Here is a 22480-nt window from a genome sequence, read left to right as displayed (position 1 = left end):
CGTGATCCACGCCGTAATTTTCGATATTGACGATACGCTGCTGCACTCGATGTCGGCTGACGACCTGCTGTATCGACAGGCCATACGTGACACCGTGGGCGATGTTCGGTTTCGCACTCAACTGGCCGACTACGAACACGTTTCAGATTTCGGCATTCTCCGGGAAGTATTGAGCGACAACGGCATCGCGGCGACCGACGATACAATCGCCGCGATTCAACGCCGCTTCCTGGATTCGCTGAGCGCGTACGTTGAGACCAACGGGCCGTTCCGCGAAATCGACGGCGCACGCCAACTCCTGGACCGGCTGCGGGCATCGAACGACCATGCGGTAGCACTGGCAACCGGTTGCTGGCGCGAATCCGCACAACTGAAATTGCACACCGCGGGCTTCGACGTCACCGACCTGCCACTCGCAACCGCTGATGATGCGGTGCCGCGGGTCGATATCATGCAAACCGCTTTGCGCGCCTTACCCACGGAGCTCGCAAGCATCACCTATTTCGGCGATGGCGTGTGGGACCAACGCGCCTGCGCCAGTCTCGGCTGGACGTTCCGTCCCGTCGGACCCGGTCTGAATGGCATTGGCGACTATCATGGCGAATACGTCGAGCTGCAGAGCCGATGATACTGAGCGGTTCTCTGCAGTAGTCTGCATGGAACTGGCTACGCTTTGCGGTATCAACGACACGATCCCTGCCCGCCGTTATTTTCATCCACGCCGACAGAGCATTGAGAGAGAATTGACGCTTGTTCACAAACGCAGCAACACCCCGGCCACGCTTGTCGCGACAACTGCTCGCCATGGTCATGCTGCTTGCTGCCCAGCCCGTAGCCACAGCAATGGATAACCCTGAACTGCTGACCAGCGCCGATCTCGCCAGCTTCGACCAGCCGGCGGCAGACGCACGCCTGCACTACGGCTCTGACCCGCTGCAGTTCGGGGACTTGCGGTTGCCAGCTGGCACCGGCCCGCATCCCGTTGCCGTGTTTATCCACGGCGGTTGCTGGATGGCCGAGTACGACATTGCCCACAGCAGCAAACTCACAGCTGCTCTCGCTCGGAACGGCATCGCTAGCTGGTCGCTGGAGTTTCGCCGGGTTGGCAATGACGGTGGCGGCTGGCCGGGTACGTTTGCGGATGTCGCGGCCGGTACGGATCATCTGCGCGAGATTGCCGGTAAGTACGAACTCGATCTGAACCGGGTCATCACGATGGGCCACTCTTCGGGTGGCCAACTGGCGCTTTGGCTCGCGGCCCGCACAAACCTCAGCGGGTCAGGACCTGGCTCTTCGGCAAACCCGTTGGCTCTGATGGGCGTGCTTGGTCTCGCTGCGGCAGCAGACTTCAACTATCTGCACGAGGAAGGGACCTGCGACCACGCCGTGGATCAGCTGCTCGGCGGCTCACCAGCCGAACAGCCGAAGCGTTACGACTGGACGGATCCGGTTCGGCTGTCACTGGGCGACACACCTCAGATTTTGCTCGTCGGCCGGCATGACGATGTTTGGTCACCGCCCGCCCGCCGCTACTTTGAGGCCGCCCGTGAACGCGGCGAAAACGTCCGGCTGGTCGAAGCACCGGATTCAGGGCACTTTGAATTGATCGATCCTGATTCAAGCACGTGGCCTCTGGTTCTTGATTCAGCCGGCACGTTGCTGTCCACCAACGATGAGCTAAAGTAGCCGGGCATTTCGTCTTGCGCACAATCTTGCTTGTCAATCTGGCCCGGCAGGAGTGAATGATTGGCCGACCAGGAACGCGCTGCTGACACGCAGGACTCCAGTGCACTGCGTACCCAAATTTGAGAGGTGCTGTAGATGTACGAACAGCTGGTACTGGTAGCTACTCTTACGGTGCTGGTCATGATCAGTCCCGGCCCGGACATGGTTATCGTCATGCGCAACACGATTGTCGGCGGCCGCATCGCCGGCCTGCAAACGTCGCTGGGTGTACTGGCCGGCAATCTCGTGCATATCGGCTATTGCCTGATTGGCATCGGCTGGATCATTTCGCAAAGCATCGTGGTTTTCTCGATCATCAAGTTCGCGGGTGCGGCGTATTTGATCTATCTCGGCATAAATAGCTTTCGTCATGAACGAACATCGCTGCGGGTGGCGGACGTCACGCAAGGCATAAATCGCCGCACCTGGTTTTTGCAGGGCTTCATTAACAACCTGCTTAATCCCAAAGGGACCTTGTTCTACCTTGGGGTTTTCACGGTTGTGATTACCCCGCAAACCACGGCTGGCACAACGTCGCTGCTGGTGGCGAGCACCGTCCTTATCAGTGCGCTGTTCTGGCTGTTCTTTGTCTATACACTGGACCGGCCTGCCGTACGCCGCTTCATCGACCGCTCGCAACAGACGGTCAGCCGGGTTTTCGGCGCGGTGCTGGTGGCGCTCGGCGTGCGTGTGGCTTTGCTGGAGCGTTGACAGAATTCGCTGTCGTTAACGTCCAGACGCAACAGTAGCGCCAGCGACGTCAGCCCGGGCTCTACTGTTCGCAGACCGCTCAGCATAGCCTCATTCAAAAACTTTACTGCGGAACGACGGCATGAAATTTATTCGAGCTCGAGACTTCACTGGCAAGAAGGCCTGGGATGCGCTGCCTGTTGCCACGATGAACGGCATCTCTACCCGGCTGCACTGGACCGACCAGCCGTACCATTGGCACACCAATGATGGCGAGGAGGTATTTGTCGTTTTGGATGGCGGCGTCGACATGCACTATCGCGACGAGTCCGGTGAACACGTTGTCACGATGGAAAGCGGTGATATTTTTCATGCGACGATCGGCACTGAACATGTCGCGCATCCACGCGGTGCTGCACGCATTCTGGTGGTGGAAACAGAAGGGAGTGTGTAGTGACCACCGCCACGCTGGTCGGTGCTTGACCCCTGTGCCGTGCCGGCTTACGGCTTACGGCTTACGGCTTACGGCTTACGGCTTACGGCTTACGGCTTACGGCGACCGTGCATCGGCATGCACTGCAAGTCTATTAAGATCATGATTCCAGCCGCTTTCGGGCTCGGCCTGTTTCCTTGAGCTGTTACTAATACATGCGCTACCTGCTCATCACCCTGTTGCTGTCACCGCTCTTGTTCCTGCAGGGGCGCTGGACCCGGGCCCGTACACCGCGCTTGCCAGAGCCGGACGGCGCACGCGATGGGATCGCCGGCAACGGGCCGCAGTTGCGGCTACTCATACTCGGCGATTCGGCCGCGGCCGGTGTCGGCGCCGTTGATCAGCGTGATGCACTGGCCGGTCAGCTCGTTGCACAACTGGCTGATCGCTACACGGTCCGCTGGAAGTTGTCCGCTGCCACGGGTGCCAGAACGAGCACAGCACTGGCCAGACTTCCGCCCGCCGGACAGGACGAGTTCGATATCGCCGTGGTCTCACTGGGCGTGAACGATGTCACAGGGGGTATCACGCTCGAGACCTTCGAGCGGCAACAGAACCGACTGATCAGTGAGCTTCAGCAACGCTATGGCGTAAGCTGCATCGTGCTATCCACGCTGCCGCCAATGCACCTTTTTCCCGCCCTGCCGCAGCCATTGCGCTGGGTGCTCGGGCAGCGGGCAAAACAGTTTTCGGCAGTTCTCCGGCAGCTCGCGCAACAGACTGATTCATGCCTGCTCTGTGAACCGGACACGTCCGGTGATGCAACCATGATGGCTGATGACGGCTTCCACCCAGGCCCTCCGGTATACAAACGATGGGCAGCGCAAATTGCCGGAATGATCATCGGTCATTACGTCGCAGGAAAACGCCAGGCCTCAGATTCAGCAAGGTGAACCGCCTGCAGGGTTATGGTTCCGCTGCCGGTTTGTTACATTAGCGACCACTCTGCGACAGCCGCAACAAACCCCACGGTGACTGGCTGCGTTTCCACCTGCCAAACCCGTGCCGGAGCAACAGCGTTATGGATCATTTTCTTCCCGTCAGTTCGATATCAGAGGCGATACAACTCGCGGTAGCACCGGTATTTCTGTTGACCGGTATCGGTGCGATTCTGTCCGTTCTGACGACGCGGCTCGCCCGCGTGGTTGATCGGGCCAGAGTGGTGCAACGGCGGCTGGGCCTGGTGACCTCTGACCTGCACAAAGAAATGCTGATGTCAGAAACCGGCTTGCTATGGCGCCGCATCATGACAATCAACTGGGCTATCCGCTTATCGGTAACCTCTGCGCTTTTCATCTGCGTAGTGGTCATGAGCCTGTTCGTTGGTGATTTCGTGCAGATCAATCTGGGCACGTTGATCGTCTACCTGTTCGTCCTGGCCATGGTCTTGCTGATTCTGTCGCTGGTTTTTCTCCTGTTTGAAGTATCGGTATCGACGCGCAAGATCCTGCAAAACACGGAACACCTGGTAGCCGAGTATGAGCACCGCGGCAACGGCTGATTCAAACCGTTCGGCGGCTCGCTCGGAGCGGGCACGATGGCAGGGATCTGTAGTCTGATCATCAGTCTCGCCAGGAGCGCCGCGGTGTCTCAAAGGCGGGCAACACCCCACGACCAAGCAACAGCGAATGAACACTTGAGACGAACAGACAATGAAGAACTCGAAGTTCGGCAAACTGATCAGGAAGATCAACCTGTACCCGCCGTTTCTCGGCATGGGCATCAAAGTGCGGAGTTCGCAAGACAACTTCACCCGCTTTGAAGTCGAGTTGCGGTCTCGCTGGTACAACCGCAACCTGTTCGGCACGCACTTCGGCGGCAGCCTTTATGCCATGTCGGATCCGTTTTTTGTCTTCATTATCACCATGAATCTGGGTAACGGTTACATCGTCTGGGACAAATCCGCCGCGATTGATTTCCTGAAGCCGGCGAAGGGCACCATCACCGGAATATTCGAGGTGAGCACTGAGCGTCTTGAGGAGATTCGTGCAGAGGTCGACCAGCTCGGCAAGAACACCTACCACTTTGACGTGTACCTAAAAGACGAGAACGGCCAGACAGTGGCCCACGTCAGCAAAGAGGTGTACGTGCGCTCGAAAGCCCATTCCAGGAACAAGACCTCCTCCTTACCCGCTGACTGAGCTGACCAGCCGCACGCAACCTGTGCGTACAGCGTTGAACCAACCCTGGAATTTCGGAATGTACGAATAGCGACTGTAACGGTTCCGCCGGATAGTAAGGGCTAACGTCAGAGATCAGGCGGAGCCAGCGGACAGCGTGAATCACCGCGCCTGCATTAAACTTCCATGAGCGAACTGATCCTGTGTGTCATCATCATTATTGTTGTCGTGCTGCTGTTTATGCTGTGCTGGCGATGGTTCGATCAGCGCGAAGAACAAGCCGTATGGACCCGGTTGGCGGCGTTGCAGCTTGTTGAACCGGCACGATTCGACCCGGCAATGCTCCGGACCTTACCTGAACCAGCGCAACGCTATCTGCGATATGCCATTGCACCCGGCACACCGCTTTTTTGCGTGGCCGAAGTCACGATGCAGGGGACATTCAGACTGGGCAGCAGCGACCAGCCCGGTGACATGAGCTTGCAGGCCGAGCAGATACTGGCCGCTCCGTACGGATTTCTTTGGCGAATGAGTGCATCTGCCGGGCTGGTGAGAGTCTCGGGTTCTGATATGACCGAAGGCCGGATGAGCTGGAGTCATTTTTGGCTGCAGCAAGTTATTCCCGTCGCACGTGTCGGCGGCGACGCTGACCACCGTCGGTCCGCGTTCGGTCGTTGCGTGGCCGAAGCTGTGTTCTGGACACCGGCGGTATTGCTAACGAGTGAAAACGTCAAATGGGAGGCTGTTGATGACTCTCTGGCCCGGGTGATTTATCGGTTCGAGGGTCTGGAGCAAGCTGTTGATCTGTTTGTCGAGCCCGACGGGCGTCTTGCGAAAATCGTGTTTCAGCGCTGGTCGGATGCCAATCCGCAGAAGCGTTATCAGTTGCAGCCGTTCGGCGGCCACCTGTCCCGGTACAGGAACTTTGATGGCTACAACCTGCCGACCCGCATAGAGGCGGGAAATTTTTTCGGTACTGATCAGTACTTCGAGTTCTTCAAGGTCGATGTTACCGATGTTCGTTTTCGGGATGCCGCTGACAACAACCCTGATGGCAATCCGTAACAGATGCCACATAGAAGGTTCCAAGCTTGGCAAGAAGACTAAGACTGAGGTCCCCCTTGTAGACCGAACGATGGCGGCGGACCAGGCTATCACCGTCATCCAGTATAACCGCACGTTCGATACCGCCCGGCACGCCTATGACGACATGGTCGCAACGGGCGATATTCTTGTCTTCCAGGATGAGGCGTTAGTTCGCGCATTGCGGGACCATTACCTGTTCATCGAATCGATCAATGACGTCGAAAAGACGCTGTATTCGTTGACCTGGGAGAAGATCAGAAATCAGCTGATGAGCAACGGTGTCGGGAGGAGTCCCGAGTTAAATTGGGATGAAGCGGCTTCGATAGTACGTACGGACAAGGTCTTGATTGGGGCGCTGAAAGCAGGTGCTTTCGAGGCCTCCGATCACGTCAAGTTCCTAAAGCAAATCAAGCGCCGCACCGCTGCATTACTTGAAGACATCGAGCCGCCGCCATAATCGTTCCCGCCCGGCCAACGTGCTTCCGATGCAGAATCCGGCGACGTATCTGGAAAGGGTAAAGAATGTCCACTTTGGGGCATCATGCGTCAGCCTACCTTGAACTCCCTCTGCTACCGGTAGCAACTGTCGGCCTATTTGGATAACAATCTTTCGAGCGCCTTTTTGTGGGAACTGTGCACTTCCGCTATCGCCCAGAAGTGGCCGTTCGTGTCACCTGGAAATGGCTGCCGCGGACCTCAATTGGCATTGATGACAGTGTGTTAACGAATCGACTCCTTCCCCTTATCCTGAGTAAGTCAAACCGATAAAGAACAGCGTTGAGGCGCATATAGCGGCACCGGCGCGCTGTGAGTTCAACTTGGTCCAACGTTCAAGGTAGTGCGCCCAAAGGTCCAGCGATTCCGGGTTTTCTCTCTCTACTCCGGCCAGTTTGTCGTTCAATGGAACATTACCCAGGACCGTCACGAACCATGTTCCTCCGATGTACGCGACCGCGCCGCCGAGCAAGTACGGCGAACGTGCCATTTCCCATTCAGCGATGGAGATGACCGCGAGAACCAGACAGAGCAATGCTGTGCCCATGAATACACCGAGAAACCCGCGATTCAACACGGTGATATTGATGGTTTGCATTGCCAATATCCCTTCAGGAGCTGGTACGCGTCGCAGTGCCTTCATGATGAAATTCGAAAAGGCGAAGAATATTCCGCCTATCAGCGCGCTGCCAACAATGGCCGCCCAAATTGCGATAGTCATAGGGATACTCATGCGACTGCCTCCGTAGTATCGGGCTGCCAGATGCCACGCGCCGTGATCCGGCGAGTGAACGTCGAAAAATCTGCAGCTTCCCGGCCGAGCGCACGCTTTACACCGTCTCCAACATACGCGTTGCGGCCATCGAGTACCGTATCGAAGAGATAGTTGAGCAGCCAGGCGACATCCCCGGTCACCCCGGCCTCGGCTATCCCTGCAGCAAACGCTTCAGCCGGAATCTGCTCGAACTGCACGCCCCGACCCACGGCCTCAGCTATTTCTTTGGCCAGTTGCGAGAAGGTGAGTAGACGCGGACCGGTGACTTCATAAACCTGGTTGGTATGGCCTGCTTCCGTCAAAGCGGCTGCCGCAACGTCCGCGATGTCGTTTACATCGATGAACGGTTCAGCAACATCCGCTGCAGGTAGAGCGATTGTGCCACCGAGAACCATTTGGAGAAATTCCCCTTCGGAGAAATTCTGCATAAACCAGCTGGATCGCACTATCGTCCATTCGATATCAGTAGCTTGAACAATCCTTTCGCAGGCCTGTGCTTCCTCTTCTCCGCGCCCGGACAACAACACCAGTCGCGTAACACCTTTTGCGACCGCTCTATCGACGAAATGCTGAATCGAGTCAGTGGCACCGGGAACAGCAAGGTCAGGGGCATAGGAAATATAGACCGAACGAACGCCATCCAACACCGCATCCCAGTCTTCGGGCTTAGCCCAATCGAAAGCTGGACTGCCGGATCTCGAGCCGATTCGGGTTGGAACTCCACGCGACTTGAGACGCTGAACGATTCGTCGGCCGGTTTTTCCGGAAGCCCCTAGTACCAGGGTCAACCCGCTTGGTTTTTGTTGAGTTTCGGTAAACTTATTCATGATTGCCTCTAGTGTAATTTGAGAAGTAAGTCGGCGATTCGCATGAACATGGTCAGTTCTAGCGTTGGCTGTCTTCGCCGCATTCTATGGCCGGATATTCTCTACTTGGCTGCTCGTACAGCCAGCGAGCAATGATCGTTTTCGAACCAGGCATGATCCGGTAAGTCATTGACACCATAATCGTGGCGGCCGCCGCGCAGACGGTTAACAGGCGTGGACCAACTGCACCGATGACAGCGCGGGAGCTACAAAGCAGTCGGGAGCGGGCCGGCCAATGAACCTCAAGAAAACCGGTTTGCATCGTCTCGGTTGAGCGCATAGTCGAGTAGTGTTTCCAAAAAACTATGCGCATTGGTTTTTTCAGATAATTCATATCGGTGACGGGCTCCACGAATTCCGGGTTAAGTCCGTATGACCTAGGCGGCCGCACTCTCACGGACTTGACTGACCAGGATTGACCAGTCCATTCCAAGTGCCCTGTAAACCTCCTGCGCCTTAGGCGAGGCGTTGTCTCCGAGAATTTCAATCATCAGGCTGGACGCGTCCGCTGTAACAACACCGCTTTGTATCAAGCGGACAATTCCGGTTTCCCGCTTGGTCATGTCGAATGTTCCACATGCATCCACTGCCACGTAGGCTTCAAAGCCTTCTCTGGCCGCGCGCATTGCAGGAAATGCCGCGCACACTTCAAGGGAAAGTCCGGCGAAGATCAGTTTGTTACGGCCGGTCGCTCGAATCGCGGCTTCGACGCGCGGATCGTCCCAGGCATTTACCGTCGTACGATCGATAAAACTTTGCCCGGGAAGCGCTGCTTGCAGTTCCGGTATAGCCGGACCCCAAAGCGTTTCCGAGGAAGTGGTCGTCGTCACAATAGGGAGGTCGAGTGCACGTGCTGCTTTGGCCAAGCCTACGATGTTGTGCTTGAGCTCAGCGATTGAGTAGTCGCGGATACCGGTCATCAAACCGACCTGGTTATCCACAAAAACAACGGCAGCATTGCTCGCGGTGAGTGGCTCGGGATTGTGTGAGTTGCTAGGCATTCTTTTCTCCTGAGTTAACATTAGAAAGTTATTCGGTGGGTTGGCCGATGTACTCAATCGATCGACCCGAACTGACCCTCGTCAAAGGCTTGATCGATCGCATCGAGTTCGTCTGCCGAGCCCATTACAAAAGGTCCTCGCTGGACGAATGGTTCCTTTATTGCCTGGCCATCAAGCAAGGCGAATTGAGCCTGACGGCGACTGCTGGCGGATACGCGCACAGTGATTGACTTGTTACCCCCGGAATTGTCGATGGCGATTGCCTGGCCCTTTCGGAGTCTTGCGCCGTTCGTCAATACGGTAACGTCGATCTCCCCGTCAATTGCGTGTACCCAAGCATTTCGACCGCTGTTGAGTTCGTGCTCGAAGCTTCCGTGGCGAACCAACTGACCGTCGAGAATGGTCATAGGCAAGCCGGGGGATGTGGCGCCAGCCACACCATTGCTTTCACCCAGAGCCACACGAACGCTGTGCTGACTGTTGGTTATTACCGGCATATCCTGCCGCCGCACTAACAGCGAAAAAGGTTCGTCATAGCGGAAATCTTGTGGGACGTTGACGAATACCTGGAGACCGTGAATTCGTGAACCTTCTCGTGGGGATTCGTTATGTAAGGCACCTCGACCGGCCTGCAACCAGTAGAGATCACCTGGCAAGAGATCAAAGTCGTTGCCGAGCGAATCGCGGTTATGGAAGCGTCCTGTGCTGTCCGGGAAAATCAGCGAAACCGCCGATAGTCCTGCATGAGGGTGTGTACCGAAGGTGGGTTCGGTCATGACGTAGTGATCAACCAACACCAGAGGATCCATCGACTGGCCAACGTCTCTGGCACGAAAACTCCGCGCTGAAAAACCGTTGCCGATAGAAAGCGGATCACCATCCGCCGGCCTCGCTACTACCTGGACATTGCCCAGATCATTGTCTGTAGCCCGCTCAGTTGCCCTGCTCATTCCGTACCTCGTGCTAGTTAGTGAGTGCTGTATCCAGTGTAATAACAGAACAATAATTAGCAGAAGGCCCACAATTTGAAATTTATGTTGCAAGAATGGAACAATAGACTGGCCAGGGGCGCTCAATCGGAGGGAGCAGGTGCCAAGACCTGATCTAAATGACTACTTTTACTTCGTGCACGTGGTCGAGAAGAAAGGGTTCTCGGCGGCATCTGAGGCGCTGGGTCTGCCCAAGTCCCGGTTAAGCCGGCACATCAGACAACTCGAGGAAAGAATGGATGCGCGCCTGATTCAGAGAACGACCAGGCAATTCAATGTCACTGAGCTCGGAGAGACCTTCTACGCCCACGCTCGTACGGTCGTCGATGAAATGGAGAAGGCAGAGAATGCAGTGCGGCGAAAGAAGAATCGCCTGTCGGGAAACGTCACGATCAGTTGTTCGGTTGGCGTCGCCCAGTTTGCATTGAAAGAGCTCATAGCGCGATTCCTCGCGGAAAATCCACTGGTCACCGTCTCGCAGCAAGTAACGAACCAGAATATCGATATGATTGCCTCAGGTGTCGATCTGGCAATTCGTGGCCATTCAGCGGCGTTACCAGATTCATCGCTCATTCAGCGACCTCTGGCCCAAGTTGAGTGGCAGCTATTCGCCGCGAGCGACTACGAGGATCAGCACACAGCACTAGGGAACCCGTCCGATATCGACAACCATCAGACGCTCGCGCTCGGCTGGCAATCACCGCGCGGAAAATGGTTGCTGGAGAGGCTTTCTGGCGAAAAGCTCGATATAGAGATCACACCCAGACTAAAGAGCGACGACATGTCCACACTCAAGCATGCCGCTGCAAGCGGGGCCGGTGTTGTTGCGTTGCCCGCTTATACCTGCCGTGACGAACTAAGGCGCGGGCAACTTCGACGAGTCCTGCCGGACTGGCATGCCGGCGTTGCTCAACTTAGCCTGGTTTCACCGTCCCGAAAAGGTCAGCCTCAGGCTGTCGTCGCATTGCAAGATTTTTTGCTTGCCACATTTGCAGATATCGTAGCCACGCCAGAAGTGTCGTAAGCACCAGTATAAGGTCAGGGCCCTTTCAAAAAGAGCAAGTCGCTACTCACCGAAAGCAACTGTTCGCGAGTGGCAAGTCTTGAGATCACGGTGAATCGTCGACCGGCATAGACCTGGACGACTCGACAGACCCTTATCCATAAAGCCATGCAAAAACATTGCTGGCGAAACGTAGCAGCTACTGCCCTATTCCCAGACTGCATGTGTTTTGCAGACTTCTGACAGACACACAAACGACCGGTGGTTTCGGGTAATCATTAGCGTCGGAAAAACGCGTCCAAGCCAATGAATGGGCGCCAGCCGGGCGGACGAAATCCGCAATTGTAAGTGTCGGATAGCGAATGGCCGGTTATTTACCAAGCCGCCGCTCGATCGTCTTGTTTGGGGACACAGCGACCTTCCGCTATCGGCCAGAACCAGCCGTTGAGAATCACCAGAACTTCCACCACGGCTTCGCAGAGGGTGCTGTCGAAGCTCCTTGTTGAGTGAACGCTACTGGCCCGGGTGGTACCCAAGGTGGTGACCCGTCATCGTGTTTATAGCCACAAATCCTCTTGGCAACCTGAAGAGGAATATCAAAGATGAAATCTACGTCTGCATCTTCACCGCCTTCCGCATTCTGCTGAGAGACGAAATCGTTTTTGGTTGCCTCATAGTGAGCGGGAAGTTCTCCATCTGCGGAAAGGTCAAACATCCCTTCCTGAGCATTGTGCGCGATTGACCAGCTGCGCGCCCCGTCGTTCCAGCCCTCGGCAACGCTGACCATGACGTGTTCTTCTACTGAGCAAGCGATAGTCTCGCCAAGTTTCGAGATTTTCGACAGCGAGTCACCTGAGATTATCGGATGATCGCACCCCTGTGTTTGAAAAAAGTACCACCCGTTTTGAAGTCCGCTACCCGAAAATTCTGATTCGAGGCATTCGTCGGATTCAGTAGTCGGGGCAACGTCAGCCACCTCGAAAAGCTGGTCCAAGTCATCCGTCTTAACAGCGAGCCAAGAGATCGAAAATCCCATTTGGAGTCCTTGTTCTGCTTATTTTGTGAACGTCCGCTTTGGGTCAGTAGCGGTCATTCTACCCTGAAAGCTTTGTACGACCGGTATCGGGTCCAGAGCCGCAATCGATATCGATCTCCGAAGCTTCTAATTACGAAGAATTCGCCTGATCTCCAGGTCAGTCAATAGCTAGCGAAAATCTACGATGCTCTTCATTGCAAGCCGACAGTCTTTACTACCGGAAACCACCGAGCAGAATTGGTCTCAGAGCTACTCGACAGTAACCGACTTCGCCAGGTTTCGCGGCTGGTCCACATCCGTGCCTTTCAGTACCGCAACGTGATAGGCGAGTAGCTGCAACGGTATCGTGTACAGAATCGGCGCCTGGAAATCCTGAATCAGGGCAGGCATACGCATCGTGTGGATACCGTCCTTCTCGCCGAACTGAACGCGTGGGTCGGCGAAGACGAACAGCTCGCCACCGCGGGCACGAACTTCCTGCAGATTGCTCTTCAGCTTTTCCAGCAGCTGGTCATCAGGTGCAACCGCGATGACCGGCATGTCTTCGTCAACCAGTGCGAGCGGCCCGTGCTTCAGCTCGCCAGCGGCGTACGCTTCGGCATGAATGTAGGAAATTTCTTTCAGCTTCAGCGCGCCTTCCATGGCGACGGCGTTCTGGACTCCGCGGCCGAGGAACAGGGCGTGATGCTTGTCGACGAACTTTTCGGCGAGCACTTCGATGGACTTGTCCATCAACAGGGTCTGTTCGATCAGCCCCGGCAGTTCCGCGAGCTGCGCGACCAGCGCACGCTCCTGCCGCTCTTCAAGGCCCGCCCGACGGGCGAGACAGATCGTAAGTAACGCGAGCGCTGCCAATTGCGTGGTAAACGCCTTGGTCGATGCAACACCAATCTCAGGACCGGCGTTGGTCATCATCGCCAGCTCGGATTCGCGAACCATGGAGCTTTCGGGCGCGTTGCAAATCGTCAACGTTGAAACATAGCCGGACACTTTCGCTTCGCGTAACGCGGCGAGCGTATCGGCCGTTTCGCCGGACTGGCTGATGCTGATGAATAACGTACCGTCCGGCACCACCGGTGAGCGGTAGCGGTACTCACTCGCAATTTCGACCGAGCATGGAATTCGGCAAAGCTGCTCGATCCAGTAACGCGCGACCAGGCCGGCGTGGTAACTGGTGCCACAGGCAATGATGTGCACGCCTTTGGTCTTGTCGAGTACGGCCGATGCGTCGTCACCAAACGCGGTATCCAGTGCAACGCCGTTCTCAATACGATCAGCCAGCGTACGGGCTACCGCACTCGCCTGTTCGTGAATTTCTTTTTGCATGTAGTGGCGATAGCTGCCGCGATCCGCCGCATCAGCTGTCAGCTCGCTTTCTTTGACTGGTCGTTCAACCTGGTTGCCAGCCGCATCGAATACCGTAACCTGTCGGCGCTCGACCAGCGCGATATCGCCCTCGTCCAGAAACATGAAACTGCGGGTAACCGGCAACAGTGCTGCAACGTCAGAGGCGACAAAGTTTTCGCCAATTCCCAGACCGACAACCACCGGGCAGCCCGCGCGGGCCAGTACCAGTTTGCCGGGCTGATTGCGGTTCATAACCGCGAGCGCATAAGCACCTTCCAGTTCGGCAACGGTCTTGCGAACCGCCGTCACCAGATCAGCACTGTCTTTCAGGTGCTGGTGAACGCGATGAGCAACAACCTCGGTGTCCGTGTCGGATTCAAATTTGTAGCCCGCCGCGGACAGTTCCGCACGCAGCGTTTGGTAATTCTCAATGATGCCGTTATGCACGATCGCAATTTCCGGGTGCGACATGTGCGGGTGAGCATTGAGTTCGCTCGGTGCGCCGTGGGTTGCCCAGCGTGTGTGGGAGATTCCGGTCGTGCCACGGATCGGTTGCTCGTCCAGTGCGTTCTGCAGTTCCTGTACTTTGCCGAGCCGGCGCAGACGATCAATGCCGGAATCTTCCATGACGGCAATGCCGGCCGAGTCGTAGCCGCGGTATTCAAGTCGGCGCAACCCTTCCATCAGGATGGGCACTACGTTTCTTTCGGCGACGCCGCCGACAATTCCACACATTTGTCAGTCCTCCCGGACCCGTCTGGTTGCTGTTGTCACTCGCAGGGTGGCGAATTGTTGCAGGAAAATTCGCCGAAGGGCGTGCAGCAGTTCGCATTACCGGAGCCGGAGTATAAGCCCCAGATTACTGATTGTATTGCGGTTTCAGCTGTTCTTTTGTGGCTTCTTCCAGCCCGCAACGGTCATCTGGCGGGCCCGCGCAACCGTCAGCTGATCGGCCGGGGCCGGCTTCGATACCGTGGAACCCGCACCGATCGTCGCACCGCTACCCACCTCCACCGGCGCCACGAGATTCACGCCAGAGCCGATGAACGCACCGTCGCCTATCTTCGTCAGGTGTTTGTTCGCACCGTCGTAGTTGCAGGTGATAGTACCGGCACCCACGTTGACGCCGCTGCCGATTTCCGCGTCACCAATGTAGCTCAGGTGATTCACCTTGCTGGCACGGGCGATGTTGCTCTTCTTAACTTCGACGAAATTGCCGATCTTCACCTGCTCAGCCAACTTCGTGCCGGGACGCAGTCTCGCGTACGGGCCGATTTCACATTCACGGCCCACGTCGCTTTGCTCGATGTGGCAATTCGAGTGCACCACCGTGCCATCGCCGAGCCGGCTGTCGCGAATGAGGTTACCGGTCTCGATCACGACATTGCTGCCGATGACGACATCTCCCTCGAACACGGCGTTAACGTCGATAAAAACATCCTGTCCGCAACGCAACGTGCCACGGATATCCACCCGCGACGGATCGGCAAAACCAACCCCGGCGGCCATCAACTCGCCGACCAGCCGGCGCTGCAGTGCCCGTTCGGCCTCGGCCAGTTGGCGGCGGTCGTTGATGCCCATGAGCTCTTCGACGCTGTCGGCCTTGATGCCGTGTACCGCGCTGCCGTCGGCCACCGCCATGGCGATCACGTCGGTCAGGTAGTACTCGCCCTGGCTGTTGTTGTTGCCGAGGCGCTCCAGCCAGCCTTTGAATTTTTTGGCCGGCGCGCACATGACGCCGGAGTTGACCTCTTTAATCAGACGTTCGCTGTCATTCGCGTCTTTTTCTTCGACGTTACGCACAACCCGGCCGTTCTCGCGGACGATCCGGCCGTAACCCTGTGGGTTCGGCACGTCCACGGTCAATACGCCGAGGTCGTCAGGACCGCATTCATTCAGCAGCCGCTCGAGCGTCTGGGGTCGCAGCAGGGGCACGTCACCAAACAGCACCAGCACGCGGTTGTCGTCGGCGGTTTCCGGCATCGCCTGCATGACGGCGTGGCCGGTGCCGAGCTGCTCGGCCTGCAGCGCCCAGCGCAAGTCGTCATCGGCAAACGCCGCCTGTACCTGGTCACCACCGTGACCGTAAACCACGCAAATGTCAGCGGCGTCGATCTGCCGGGCACAGTCCACGACGTGCCGCAGCAACGGCCGGCCGGCCAATGCCTGCAGAACTTTGGGCCGGGACGAGCGCATGCGGGTGCCCTGTCCGGCGGCTAATATCAGGATGCTGATGGTCAAACGGTTTCCTCCCAAACGGCCCCGGCGGATGATACCGCACCCGGGCAATTGATTTGTGACATCGGCGCACGTTACTTTCAGGGCCGGCCTCTCGTTGCCGGCGCGCCATCGGTGCGCCGGCCGGAATTCGTTTATGAACCGTTTGCCGCACCGCTTCAGCTACGGGATCTGTTGTACCGTTCTGCTGCAGTTCGTCTTCGGCTGCAATAGCGAAATCTATCTGCGCGACGGGGTGACGGATGGCGATACCTTTTACCTCGCCGAACGGGCGTTGACGGATGACGACCCGGTACTGCAAAGCTGGGTCAGCTACAGCCTGACCCTGAGCGCCTGCAAGCTCGCGATCGGCGGCGACAATCCGGCCCGCGCAAGTTCTTTTGATTGCGAACTGACCGCGCGCAGCCACCTACTCGATACCTGGCAGGAACAAGGGGCCAATGATGCCGACGACTATCTCGACACTCTGACCGCCGTTCGTAGCGACGGCTGGCTGGCCGAATATGTTGCCAACTATTTCGCACGCGAGCCCTGGCAGATTCCTGCCGAACTGAACCTCGATGGCTTCGAGCAGTACCGGCAAACGGCATTGTTACATCACGAACCTGCCACTCGCATCGTCGGCTCGTGGAACTACGCGCGCAACGTCCGGCAACCATAAGCAAAACTAATTCCGATCGTCGCTTTTCGCATTGTTCCACGAGGCAGATGCACGGTATGGTTGGCCGCTGCTTTATCCCCCGTTAACCGGAGATCATTTGTGAGACCCATAAGAACAATCGGAACACTGCTAACCCTCGCAACGTTATTTCTCTCGGCTACGAGCAGCGCGCAGGAAGCGGCGTTCGACCCGGATGCCGAAATGTTTCCGACCGATGTGCAGTACGATGCCCGTATCCCGACGCCCGAACAATTTCTCGGCCGGCCTCTCGGCGCAGCGCCGGTTCGTCATCACGAACTGGTGGAGTACATCAACAAGGTTTCCGGTCTGTCGGACCGACTAAGCGTGGAAGTCATCGGCTACAGCCACGAACGTCGACCGATACTCTTTGTGGTTGCCACATCTCCTGCGAATCAGGCGCGCATCGATGACATACGCACGCAACACATCGCACTGACAGAGCCCGATCTCCGGCAGTCAGTGACGGCAGACATGCCCGTCATTACCTGGCTCAACTACGGCGTGCACGGCGCCGAGGCCAGCGGCATGGACGCGTCCTTGCCAACGGTCTATTACCTGGCCGCAGCCCAAGGTACCAAAGTCGACCAGCTGCTTGCCGGTAGCGTGATTCTGGTCACGGCGGTGTTCAACCCGGACGGTCACGCGAACCGGGTAGCGTGGCTCGACACTTACGGCAGCCGCGTCGTTAACCCGGATCCCAACAACATGGAACAGGATTACGATGGCCGGGTAGCGCGCACCAATCACTACGGGTTCGATCTCAACCGGCAGTGGCTGTCGGTGACTCAGCCTGAGTCCCGGGCGTGGATGCGTAAGTGGCACGAATGGCGGCCGAATGTTTCGGTCGACTACCACGAGATGGGCAGTGAACAGACTTACTATTTTGCACCGGGCATACCGACCCGCACGCACCCGCTGATTCCGGACGAAAGTATGCAGCTCATCGCCGATGTGGTTGCTCCGGCCGAGCAGTTCATGGATTCACAAGGTCGTTTGTATTTTCACGGCGACCGCTACGACCACTTTTACCTCGGCAAGGGCGCTGGCTTCCCACTGGTCAACGGCGGCATTGGAATTCTGCATGAAGCGAGCGCCGCACGCGGTGTAGCGCGCAAGACCAGCAATGGCCTGCGTACGTATCGCGAGAACATTCTGAAGCATTTCCGCACCAGCATTGCGAATGCCGAAGGCGCGCTGCAACAACGCGATGCATTGCTGCAATTCCAGAAAAACTTCTACGACTCAGCGTCTGAGCGCGCGAGCAATCACAGCGTCAAGGCTTACGTCTTCGCCGCGCCGGGCGACGATGCCCGCCTCTACCACTTTGTGGACTTGCTGAACTTCCACCGTATTGAAGTACGCACGCTGGCACAGGATGTGACCGAGGGTGGTATTACCTATCGCGCCGGTGAGGCGATGATCGTGTCGCTCGATCAACCGCAGCATCAACTCATACGCAGCATCTTCGAAACCATCACGGAATTTGAAGACACTACATTCTATGACGTTTCAACCTGGACCGTGCCTCTCGCCTACGGCCTGGACTATGCCAGCCTGTCCGGTCGTCGACTCAACTCAGGGCAACTCGGCGAACCCGCGTCACTGGAGATGCCGGTCGCCAGTACGCCGGATAAAGCCGCCTATGCATACGCCTTCGAATGGAACGGCTACTACGCCCCACGCGCATTGAACCGGGTACTGTCGGCAGAATTGTTCGCGCGGGTCTCGATCGACCCGTTCGTCGCCGAAACAAGTCGCGGCACCGTCAGTCTCGATCGCGGCACTGTAGTAATTGCCTTTGACCGCCAGGAACAGGCCCGCGACCAGATTGACGAACTGATGCGAACGATTGCGCGCGAAGATGGCGTAACCGTGCATGCACTGAGCTCCGGGCGCAGCGCGATCGGCACCCGCGGTTCGGACGTCGGCGGTCAGTTTTTCAAAGCGCTCAAGAAGCCCGAGGTTCTGCTGGTCGCCGGGCGTGATGTCGATTGGTACAACGCGGGCGAGATCTGGCACTTGCTCGACCAGCGCATGGACATGAAAGTAACCATTCGTGACCGTGATCGACTGGGGGGAATCCCGCTCAACCAGTACACGCACCTTGTGTTTGTCGGCGGCAACTACGAAACCTACGCGCCGGAATACGCTGGGCGAATCCGGCAATGGGTGAATGAAGGCGGGACAGTTATCGGTATGCGTCAGGGCGCAGACTGGGTACGAACCAACGTGCTCGACTGGATAGACCCGCTGGCGGAAGATGCTGCCGGACTGCTCTTGGCCCTTTCGGAATCGGGCCACGTACCGGTGGAAGATCCGGAGCTGGTTCCTGAACGGTTCAGTTATGCCGAAAAAGAAAAGCGCGACGCACTGGATATCATCGGTGGCGCGATTTTCTCCGGCGACCTCGACACGGCGCACCCGCTGGGCTTTGGCTATCAGCGTCGCAACATCGCACTGCACAAGAACACGACCAGCGTACTTACGCGACCGCAGAACCCGTATGCCAGTGTCATTACTTACGCAACACCGCCGTTATTGTCGGGTTACACGTCGGACACCAACCTGCAACAGCTCGAAGGGACCGCCGCCCTGATCGCGGAACGCAAGGGTGCTGGCAGTGTCATCCTGTTTGCCGATAACCCAACGTTCCGTGCCACCTGGTTCGGCACCGACAAGCTGCTGCTGAATGCGCTGTTTTTCTCCAAGGCGTTCAACCCGCTGCCCGAACGGTAATACGCCCAATAGAAAAGGAGCCAGCCCTTGCGGGTCTGGCTCCTTAGCCTTTCTTGAACCGGTAGCTTCTCGACATCGGCGTCAGGACCAGCTCGTATACCTCGCCACTCTCCATCAGTATCGGATCGTTCGCCCGCGACAACACGGAATGGGTGAGGCGTCTGCCGATAGGCGGTAGCCGCGCTGTCGGTTGGCCTTATCAGTCGGTATGCAACGTTGACCTACGGGCTACCCGTCGCCGCCCGACACTTGCCCCGGCTGAAACAGGAAGAGCACCTTGGATGGTTGGTGCAACCGGTTAGTAAGCCACAGCCTGCAATCGGTTCAAGGGTGATGACTGCGGGCTACGTCCCGTTTGCCGCGCTGCCTTTCGGCAGCGCGGCCCCGGAATTCCGGGCAAGGTCGCGGAAGCACTGTCTGGGAGTGACGCTGCTTCCGCTAGGGGGGGTTGGTTTACAGCGCCCAGGTGAAACTGAGCGAATAGCTGGAGCCCGGATCTTCTTCAAACGTCACGATACCGGCTCGTTCAATTTCGAGTTGCTCGCCCAGCAGATTGGCCGCCTTGGCTTTGATCGTGATCGTATCGCTCGGGTACCAGGAGTAGGTCAGGTCCAGCGAGTGGAACGGCTGCTCAAAGCCATCCGGCGCGCCGTTCCGGCCTGCAACGTACAAGCGCTCACCAAACACGTTGTAAGCCAGCGACGCCGAATGACGGGCATCAGGCGAATCGAAGCCCAGGGCGAAGTTGGCCACGTACTTGGACGCACCCGTCAGTTCGCGGACGTTGTTGGTCGGTGCATCGGCATCGGGGCCGGCGACAAGTTCCGAGTCCTGTACGGTCAGATTGCCCTGTACAAACATCGTATCGAAGGCCGAACCCAGAAAGCCCAGTTCTTTTAGCGCTTCGATTTCGATGCCGGTAACTTCGGCAGACTCCGCATTAACAATCTCACGTGCCACCGTGGTGTCACTAGCCGCCGACTCGAAGAATTCGATCGGTCGGTCGATCTGCTTGTGGAACAACGTCATCGTCACGTTGTCGCCACTGGCGAAGAACCATTCCGCGCGAATATCGAAGTTGTTGACGGCCGAGGGAACGACGCCTGGGTTGCCATCGACCAGGTCATCGGTCACCGGATCAACATAGCTGGCGTCGGTTATTTCCCGGAGATCGGGTCGAATGGCCGTTTCACTCCAGCCGAACCGCAACTGGAAAGTTTCTGCCCACAGATCGCCTATGTAGGTTACTGACGCTGACGGGAAGATATCATCGCTGGCAAACGTGCCGCGCTCCAGCACCTCCGGATCCGTTGAGATTTGCGGGTTGGTTTCGGTATAACCAAATGGGTTCCAGTCAAGGGCAACCTGACGATAGTCTTCCCAGCGCGCACCTACTGCAAGCCGCCACTTGTCCTTCCAGGTCCAGTCAACTTTGCCAAAGACCGCGTCCGTCATGGTCGCCGCAATGTAGCTTTGGTTATTGGTACCGCGAATATCGAAGACGTAGTTGTTGTCCGGATTCAGAATGCTTGAGTCTGAGAACACCGAGTCCAGCGTACCGCCAAGTGTACCGATATCGCCGACGTTGAGCGCACCGAGACTGAACTGTAACTGGCGATAAGTCCGGGCCTTGCGGTCATGCTGGTAACCGAAGCTCGCCTCTACAATGGAATCGTTGGTGTAGAACGGGACCGTTGCCATCCAACCGTAGTTCTGCAACTCGTCATCAAGCTCGGTGAAGCGATAGTCGGCCGCCGTCGCATCCAGTGTCACCAGCTCGTCCAGGACCGCGCCTGTCGTCGAATCAGTAACGGTCTGGGATGAGATCTCGACCTGGTTTGGTATGCTCGTTTCTGCGGTGGCGTCGGAATGGAACCAGGAAATGCTGGTTTCTTCCGGCACCAGGTTGAACAGACTGTGGAACGCGTCAGGCAACATCTGGCGAGTTGCCTCTCCAAATCTGTGCGTCCCTTTCACCTGGTTTACAACCATGTCACGCTGCTCAAACTGAAAACGGTAGTTGCGCCAGCCTATGCCGTCATCGACTTCCCGGTTCTCATTGAAGTAATCGCGAACGGCCGTTTCATTGTCCGTATTACGCAGGTACAAGGTCGTCGTTTCGAACTCGTGGTCTTCCGTAAAACGCATCCCGAGATTCAGCGTGCCGGTCAGGCTGACGGTGCGGGTGGACTCATCTTCGGTATTGGTTCGCTGTTCGGGGAAATTAAAGCTGCGAGCTTTCTCCAGTGACTGACGCCACTGCGTGTCATATGCCGCACTGGCCTGCACCCCGAACTCGAAGTTATCACCCGCTGCGAAGCTGTTGCCGATGGTGCCCTTCAAACCGATATCCGGGCTTGAGTCGCGGCGTTCGATGCCGATCTCGCGGTTGAGCTGCAATCCGAGCTGGCGGTTGATCAGCTGAGCATCGGCCAGGGTTGCGCTCGGGTCTTCGGCGCGCAAGCGACTGAGAATTCCCTGCACGTCGACGTTGCCCTGGTAGTAGTGCACTTGCGACATGAGGTCTGCCGAGAGCGCGCGGCTGCCGTCATCCGAGCCGAAATCATCATCACTGCTGCCCGGGTACGAGAGGAAATCGCCGCCGAGGTTGCTGTTATAACCACTGCCTACTTCCACACTGGCATTGAAACCATCCGGCACACTCTTGGTGCGGATATCAACACTGCCGCCGCCAAAGTTCGCTGGCAGTTCGGGCGACCAGGTCTTCTGAACTTTCAGTGACTGCACGGTGGAGGTCGGGAAGATGTCGAGCGGAATCACATTGCGGGTCAGATCCGGCGACGGAATGCGCGCGCCGTTCAGTGACGTTGCCGAATAGCGCTCGCCCAGACCGCGGATATAGACAAAGCGGCCGCCAACCAGGGACAGGCCCGGCACCCGGCGCAATGCCGACGCTACGGTCGAATCACCGAGGCGGCTGATAGTGTCCGCATCCAGGACATCACTGACAGAATCGTCGTTCAGGCGCTCGTCGAGCAATTGCTGGCTCGCGCTGCGAAACCGTCCGAGGACAACCACTTCTTCGATCTCGCCGGCTTCTTGCTCTACTACAGCCGGCGATTCCGGGGCCGCCAAGGGTGGACGGGCGTCCTGCGCGTAGAGAGGCAGGGGCGGTAACAACACTGCGCCGGCAATTGCCAGGCGCAGTGCGTTCCGCGGGTTCAGGATAAGTATCAT

Annotated in this window: 21 protein-coding genes; 12 read left to right on the top strand and 9 right to left on the bottom strand. The window is 57.4% G+C overall.

Annotated elements, in window-relative coordinates:
• The first annotated feature begins 1 nt into the window (after position 1).
• The 9 genes from AC0L8N_RS09670 to AC0L8N_RS09630 all read left to right on the top strand — a co-directional run bounded on the left by AC0L8N_RS09670 (position 2) and on the right by AC0L8N_RS09630 (position 6571).
• Entirely contained in the window at positions 2–628 is a 627-nt protein-coding gene (locus AC0L8N_RS09670; RefSeq protein ID WP_473667434.1) for an HAD family hydrolase, read from the top strand.
• A 122-nt stretch (positions 629–750) separates the two neighbouring features.
• On the top strand, positions 751–1686 hold the full coding sequence (locus AC0L8N_RS09665; protein WP_473667433.1) for an alpha/beta hydrolase family protein: 936 nt from the start codon (positions 751–753) through the stop codon (positions 1684–1686).
• Between the two features lie 135 nt (positions 1687–1821).
• Positions 1822–2436 carry a LysE family translocator gene (locus tag AC0L8N_RS09660; protein ID WP_473667432.1) on the top strand — a complete coding sequence of 205 codons (615 nt, stop codon included), beginning with the start codon at positions 1822–1824 and terminating at the stop codon, positions 2434–2436.
• A 121-nt stretch (positions 2437–2557) separates the two neighbouring features.
• Positions 2558–2869, top strand: coding sequence for a cupin domain-containing protein (locus AC0L8N_RS09655; RefSeq protein WP_473667431.1), 312 nt, complete (start codon positions 2558–2560; stop codon positions 2867–2869).
• A 194-nt stretch (positions 2870–3063) separates the two neighbouring features.
• Complete coding sequence (locus AC0L8N_RS09650; RefSeq protein ID WP_473667430.1) at positions 3064–3801, top strand: SGNH/GDSL hydrolase family protein; 738 nt, start codon at positions 3064–3066, stop codon at positions 3799–3801.
• A gap of 128 nt (positions 3802–3929) precedes the next feature.
• A complete protein-coding gene (locus AC0L8N_RS09645) occupies positions 3930–4409 on the top strand; it encodes a DUF2721 domain-containing protein (RefSeq protein WP_473667429.1) in 480 nt (159 codons plus the stop codon).
• A gap of 151 nt (positions 4410–4560) precedes the next feature.
• Positions 4561–5049: a DUF4442 domain-containing protein gene (locus AC0L8N_RS09640; RefSeq protein WP_473667428.1), complete on the top strand. Its 489-nt coding sequence runs from the start codon at positions 4561–4563 to the stop codon at positions 5047–5049.
• Between the two features lie 165 nt (positions 5050–5214).
• The gene (locus tag AC0L8N_RS09635; protein WP_473667427.1) at positions 5215–6093 is read left to right on the top strand and encodes a DUF6544 family protein; all 879 of its coding nucleotides are present in this window, start codon (positions 5215–5217) and stop codon (positions 6091–6093) included.
• A gap of 70 nt (positions 6094–6163) precedes the next feature.
• Positions 6164–6571: a hypothetical protein gene (locus tag AC0L8N_RS09630; protein WP_473667426.1), complete on the top strand. Its 408-nt coding sequence runs from the start codon at positions 6164–6166 to the stop codon at positions 6569–6571.
• 285 nt (positions 6572–6856) lie between these two features.
• On the opposite strand, the gene AC0L8N_RS09625 is transcribed toward AC0L8N_RS09630, so the two are convergent.
• From AC0L8N_RS09625 to AC0L8N_RS09605, 5 genes are read right to left on the bottom strand one after another with little or no spacing between them, the layout of a single operon-like run.
• Positions 6857–7330: an anthrone oxygenase family protein gene (locus AC0L8N_RS09625; protein WP_473667425.1), complete on the bottom strand. Its 474-nt coding sequence runs from the start codon at positions 7328–7330 to the stop codon at positions 6857–6859.
• A gap of 8 nt (positions 7331–7338) precedes the next feature.
• Positions 7339–8211 carry an NAD(P)H-binding protein gene (locus tag AC0L8N_RS09620; protein WP_473667424.1) on the bottom strand — a complete coding sequence of 291 codons (873 nt, stop codon included), beginning with the start codon at positions 8209–8211 and terminating at the stop codon, positions 7339–7341.
• 58 nt (positions 8212–8269) lie between these two features.
• The gene (locus tag AC0L8N_RS09615; protein WP_473667423.1) at positions 8270–8584 is read right to left on the bottom strand and encodes a hypothetical protein; all 315 of its coding nucleotides are present in this window, start codon (positions 8582–8584) and stop codon (positions 8270–8272) included.
• 43 nt (positions 8585–8627) lie between these two features.
• On the bottom strand, positions 8628–9251 hold the full coding sequence (locus AC0L8N_RS09610) for an isochorismatase family protein (RefSeq protein ID WP_473667422.1): 624 nt from the start codon (positions 9249–9251) through the stop codon (positions 8628–8630).
• A 53-nt stretch (positions 9252–9304) separates the two neighbouring features.
• Positions 9305–10201, bottom strand: a complete 897-nt coding sequence (locus tag AC0L8N_RS09605; protein ID WP_473667421.1) for a pirin family protein — start codon at positions 10199–10201, stop codon at positions 9305–9307.
• A 139-nt stretch (positions 10202–10340) separates the two neighbouring features.
• On the opposite strand from AC0L8N_RS09605, the gene AC0L8N_RS09600 reads away from it, so the two are divergent.
• A complete protein-coding gene (locus AC0L8N_RS09600) occupies positions 10341–11264 on the top strand; it encodes a LysR substrate-binding domain-containing protein (protein ID WP_473667420.1) in 924 nt (307 codons plus the stop codon).
• Positions 11265–11694: 430 nt separating this feature from the next.
• On the opposite strand, the gene AC0L8N_RS09595 is transcribed toward AC0L8N_RS09600, so the two are convergent.
• From AC0L8N_RS09595 to glmU, 3 genes are all read right to left on the bottom strand, one after another.
• Positions 11695–12279 (bottom strand): hypothetical protein, encoded by a 585-nt coding sequence (locus AC0L8N_RS09595; protein WP_473667419.1) that lies wholly within the window; start codon positions 12277–12279, stop codon positions 11695–11697.
• A 249-nt stretch (positions 12280–12528) separates the two neighbouring features.
• On the bottom strand, positions 12529–14361 hold the full coding sequence (glmS, locus tag AC0L8N_RS09590) for a glutamine--fructose-6-phosphate transaminase (isomerizing) (RefSeq protein ID WP_473667418.1): 1833 nt from the start codon (positions 14359–14361) through the stop codon (positions 12529–12531).
• 144 nt (positions 14362–14505) lie between these two features.
• Positions 14506–15861, bottom strand: coding sequence for a bifunctional UDP-N-acetylglucosamine diphosphorylase/glucosamine-1-phosphate N-acetyltransferase GlmU (gene glmU / locus AC0L8N_RS09585; RefSeq protein WP_473670113.1), 1356 nt, complete (start codon positions 15859–15861; stop codon positions 14506–14508).
• 139 nt (positions 15862–16000) lie between these two features.
• On the opposite strand from glmU, the gene AC0L8N_RS09580 reads away from it, so the two are divergent.
• Positions 16001–16525: a hypothetical protein gene (locus tag AC0L8N_RS09580; protein WP_473667417.1), complete on the top strand. Its 525-nt coding sequence runs from the start codon at positions 16001–16003 to the stop codon at positions 16523–16525.
• A 99-nt stretch (positions 16526–16624) separates the two neighbouring features.
• Positions 16625–19282, top strand: a complete 2658-nt coding sequence (locus AC0L8N_RS09575) for a M14 family zinc carboxypeptidase (RefSeq protein WP_473667416.1) — start codon at positions 16625–16627, stop codon at positions 19280–19282.
• Between the two features lie 453 nt (positions 19283–19735).
• Here the strand turns inward: AC0L8N_RS09575 and AC0L8N_RS09570 are convergent, their stop codons facing one another.
• Positions 19736–22480 (bottom strand): TonB-dependent receptor domain-containing protein, encoded by a 2745-nt coding sequence (locus tag AC0L8N_RS09570; protein ID WP_473667415.1) that lies wholly within the window; start codon positions 22478–22480, stop codon positions 19736–19738.

It is taken from the genome of Woeseia sp. D3-10 (genome assembly GCF_055809415.1).
This window is presented reverse-complemented; position numbering and strand designations above follow the sequence as displayed.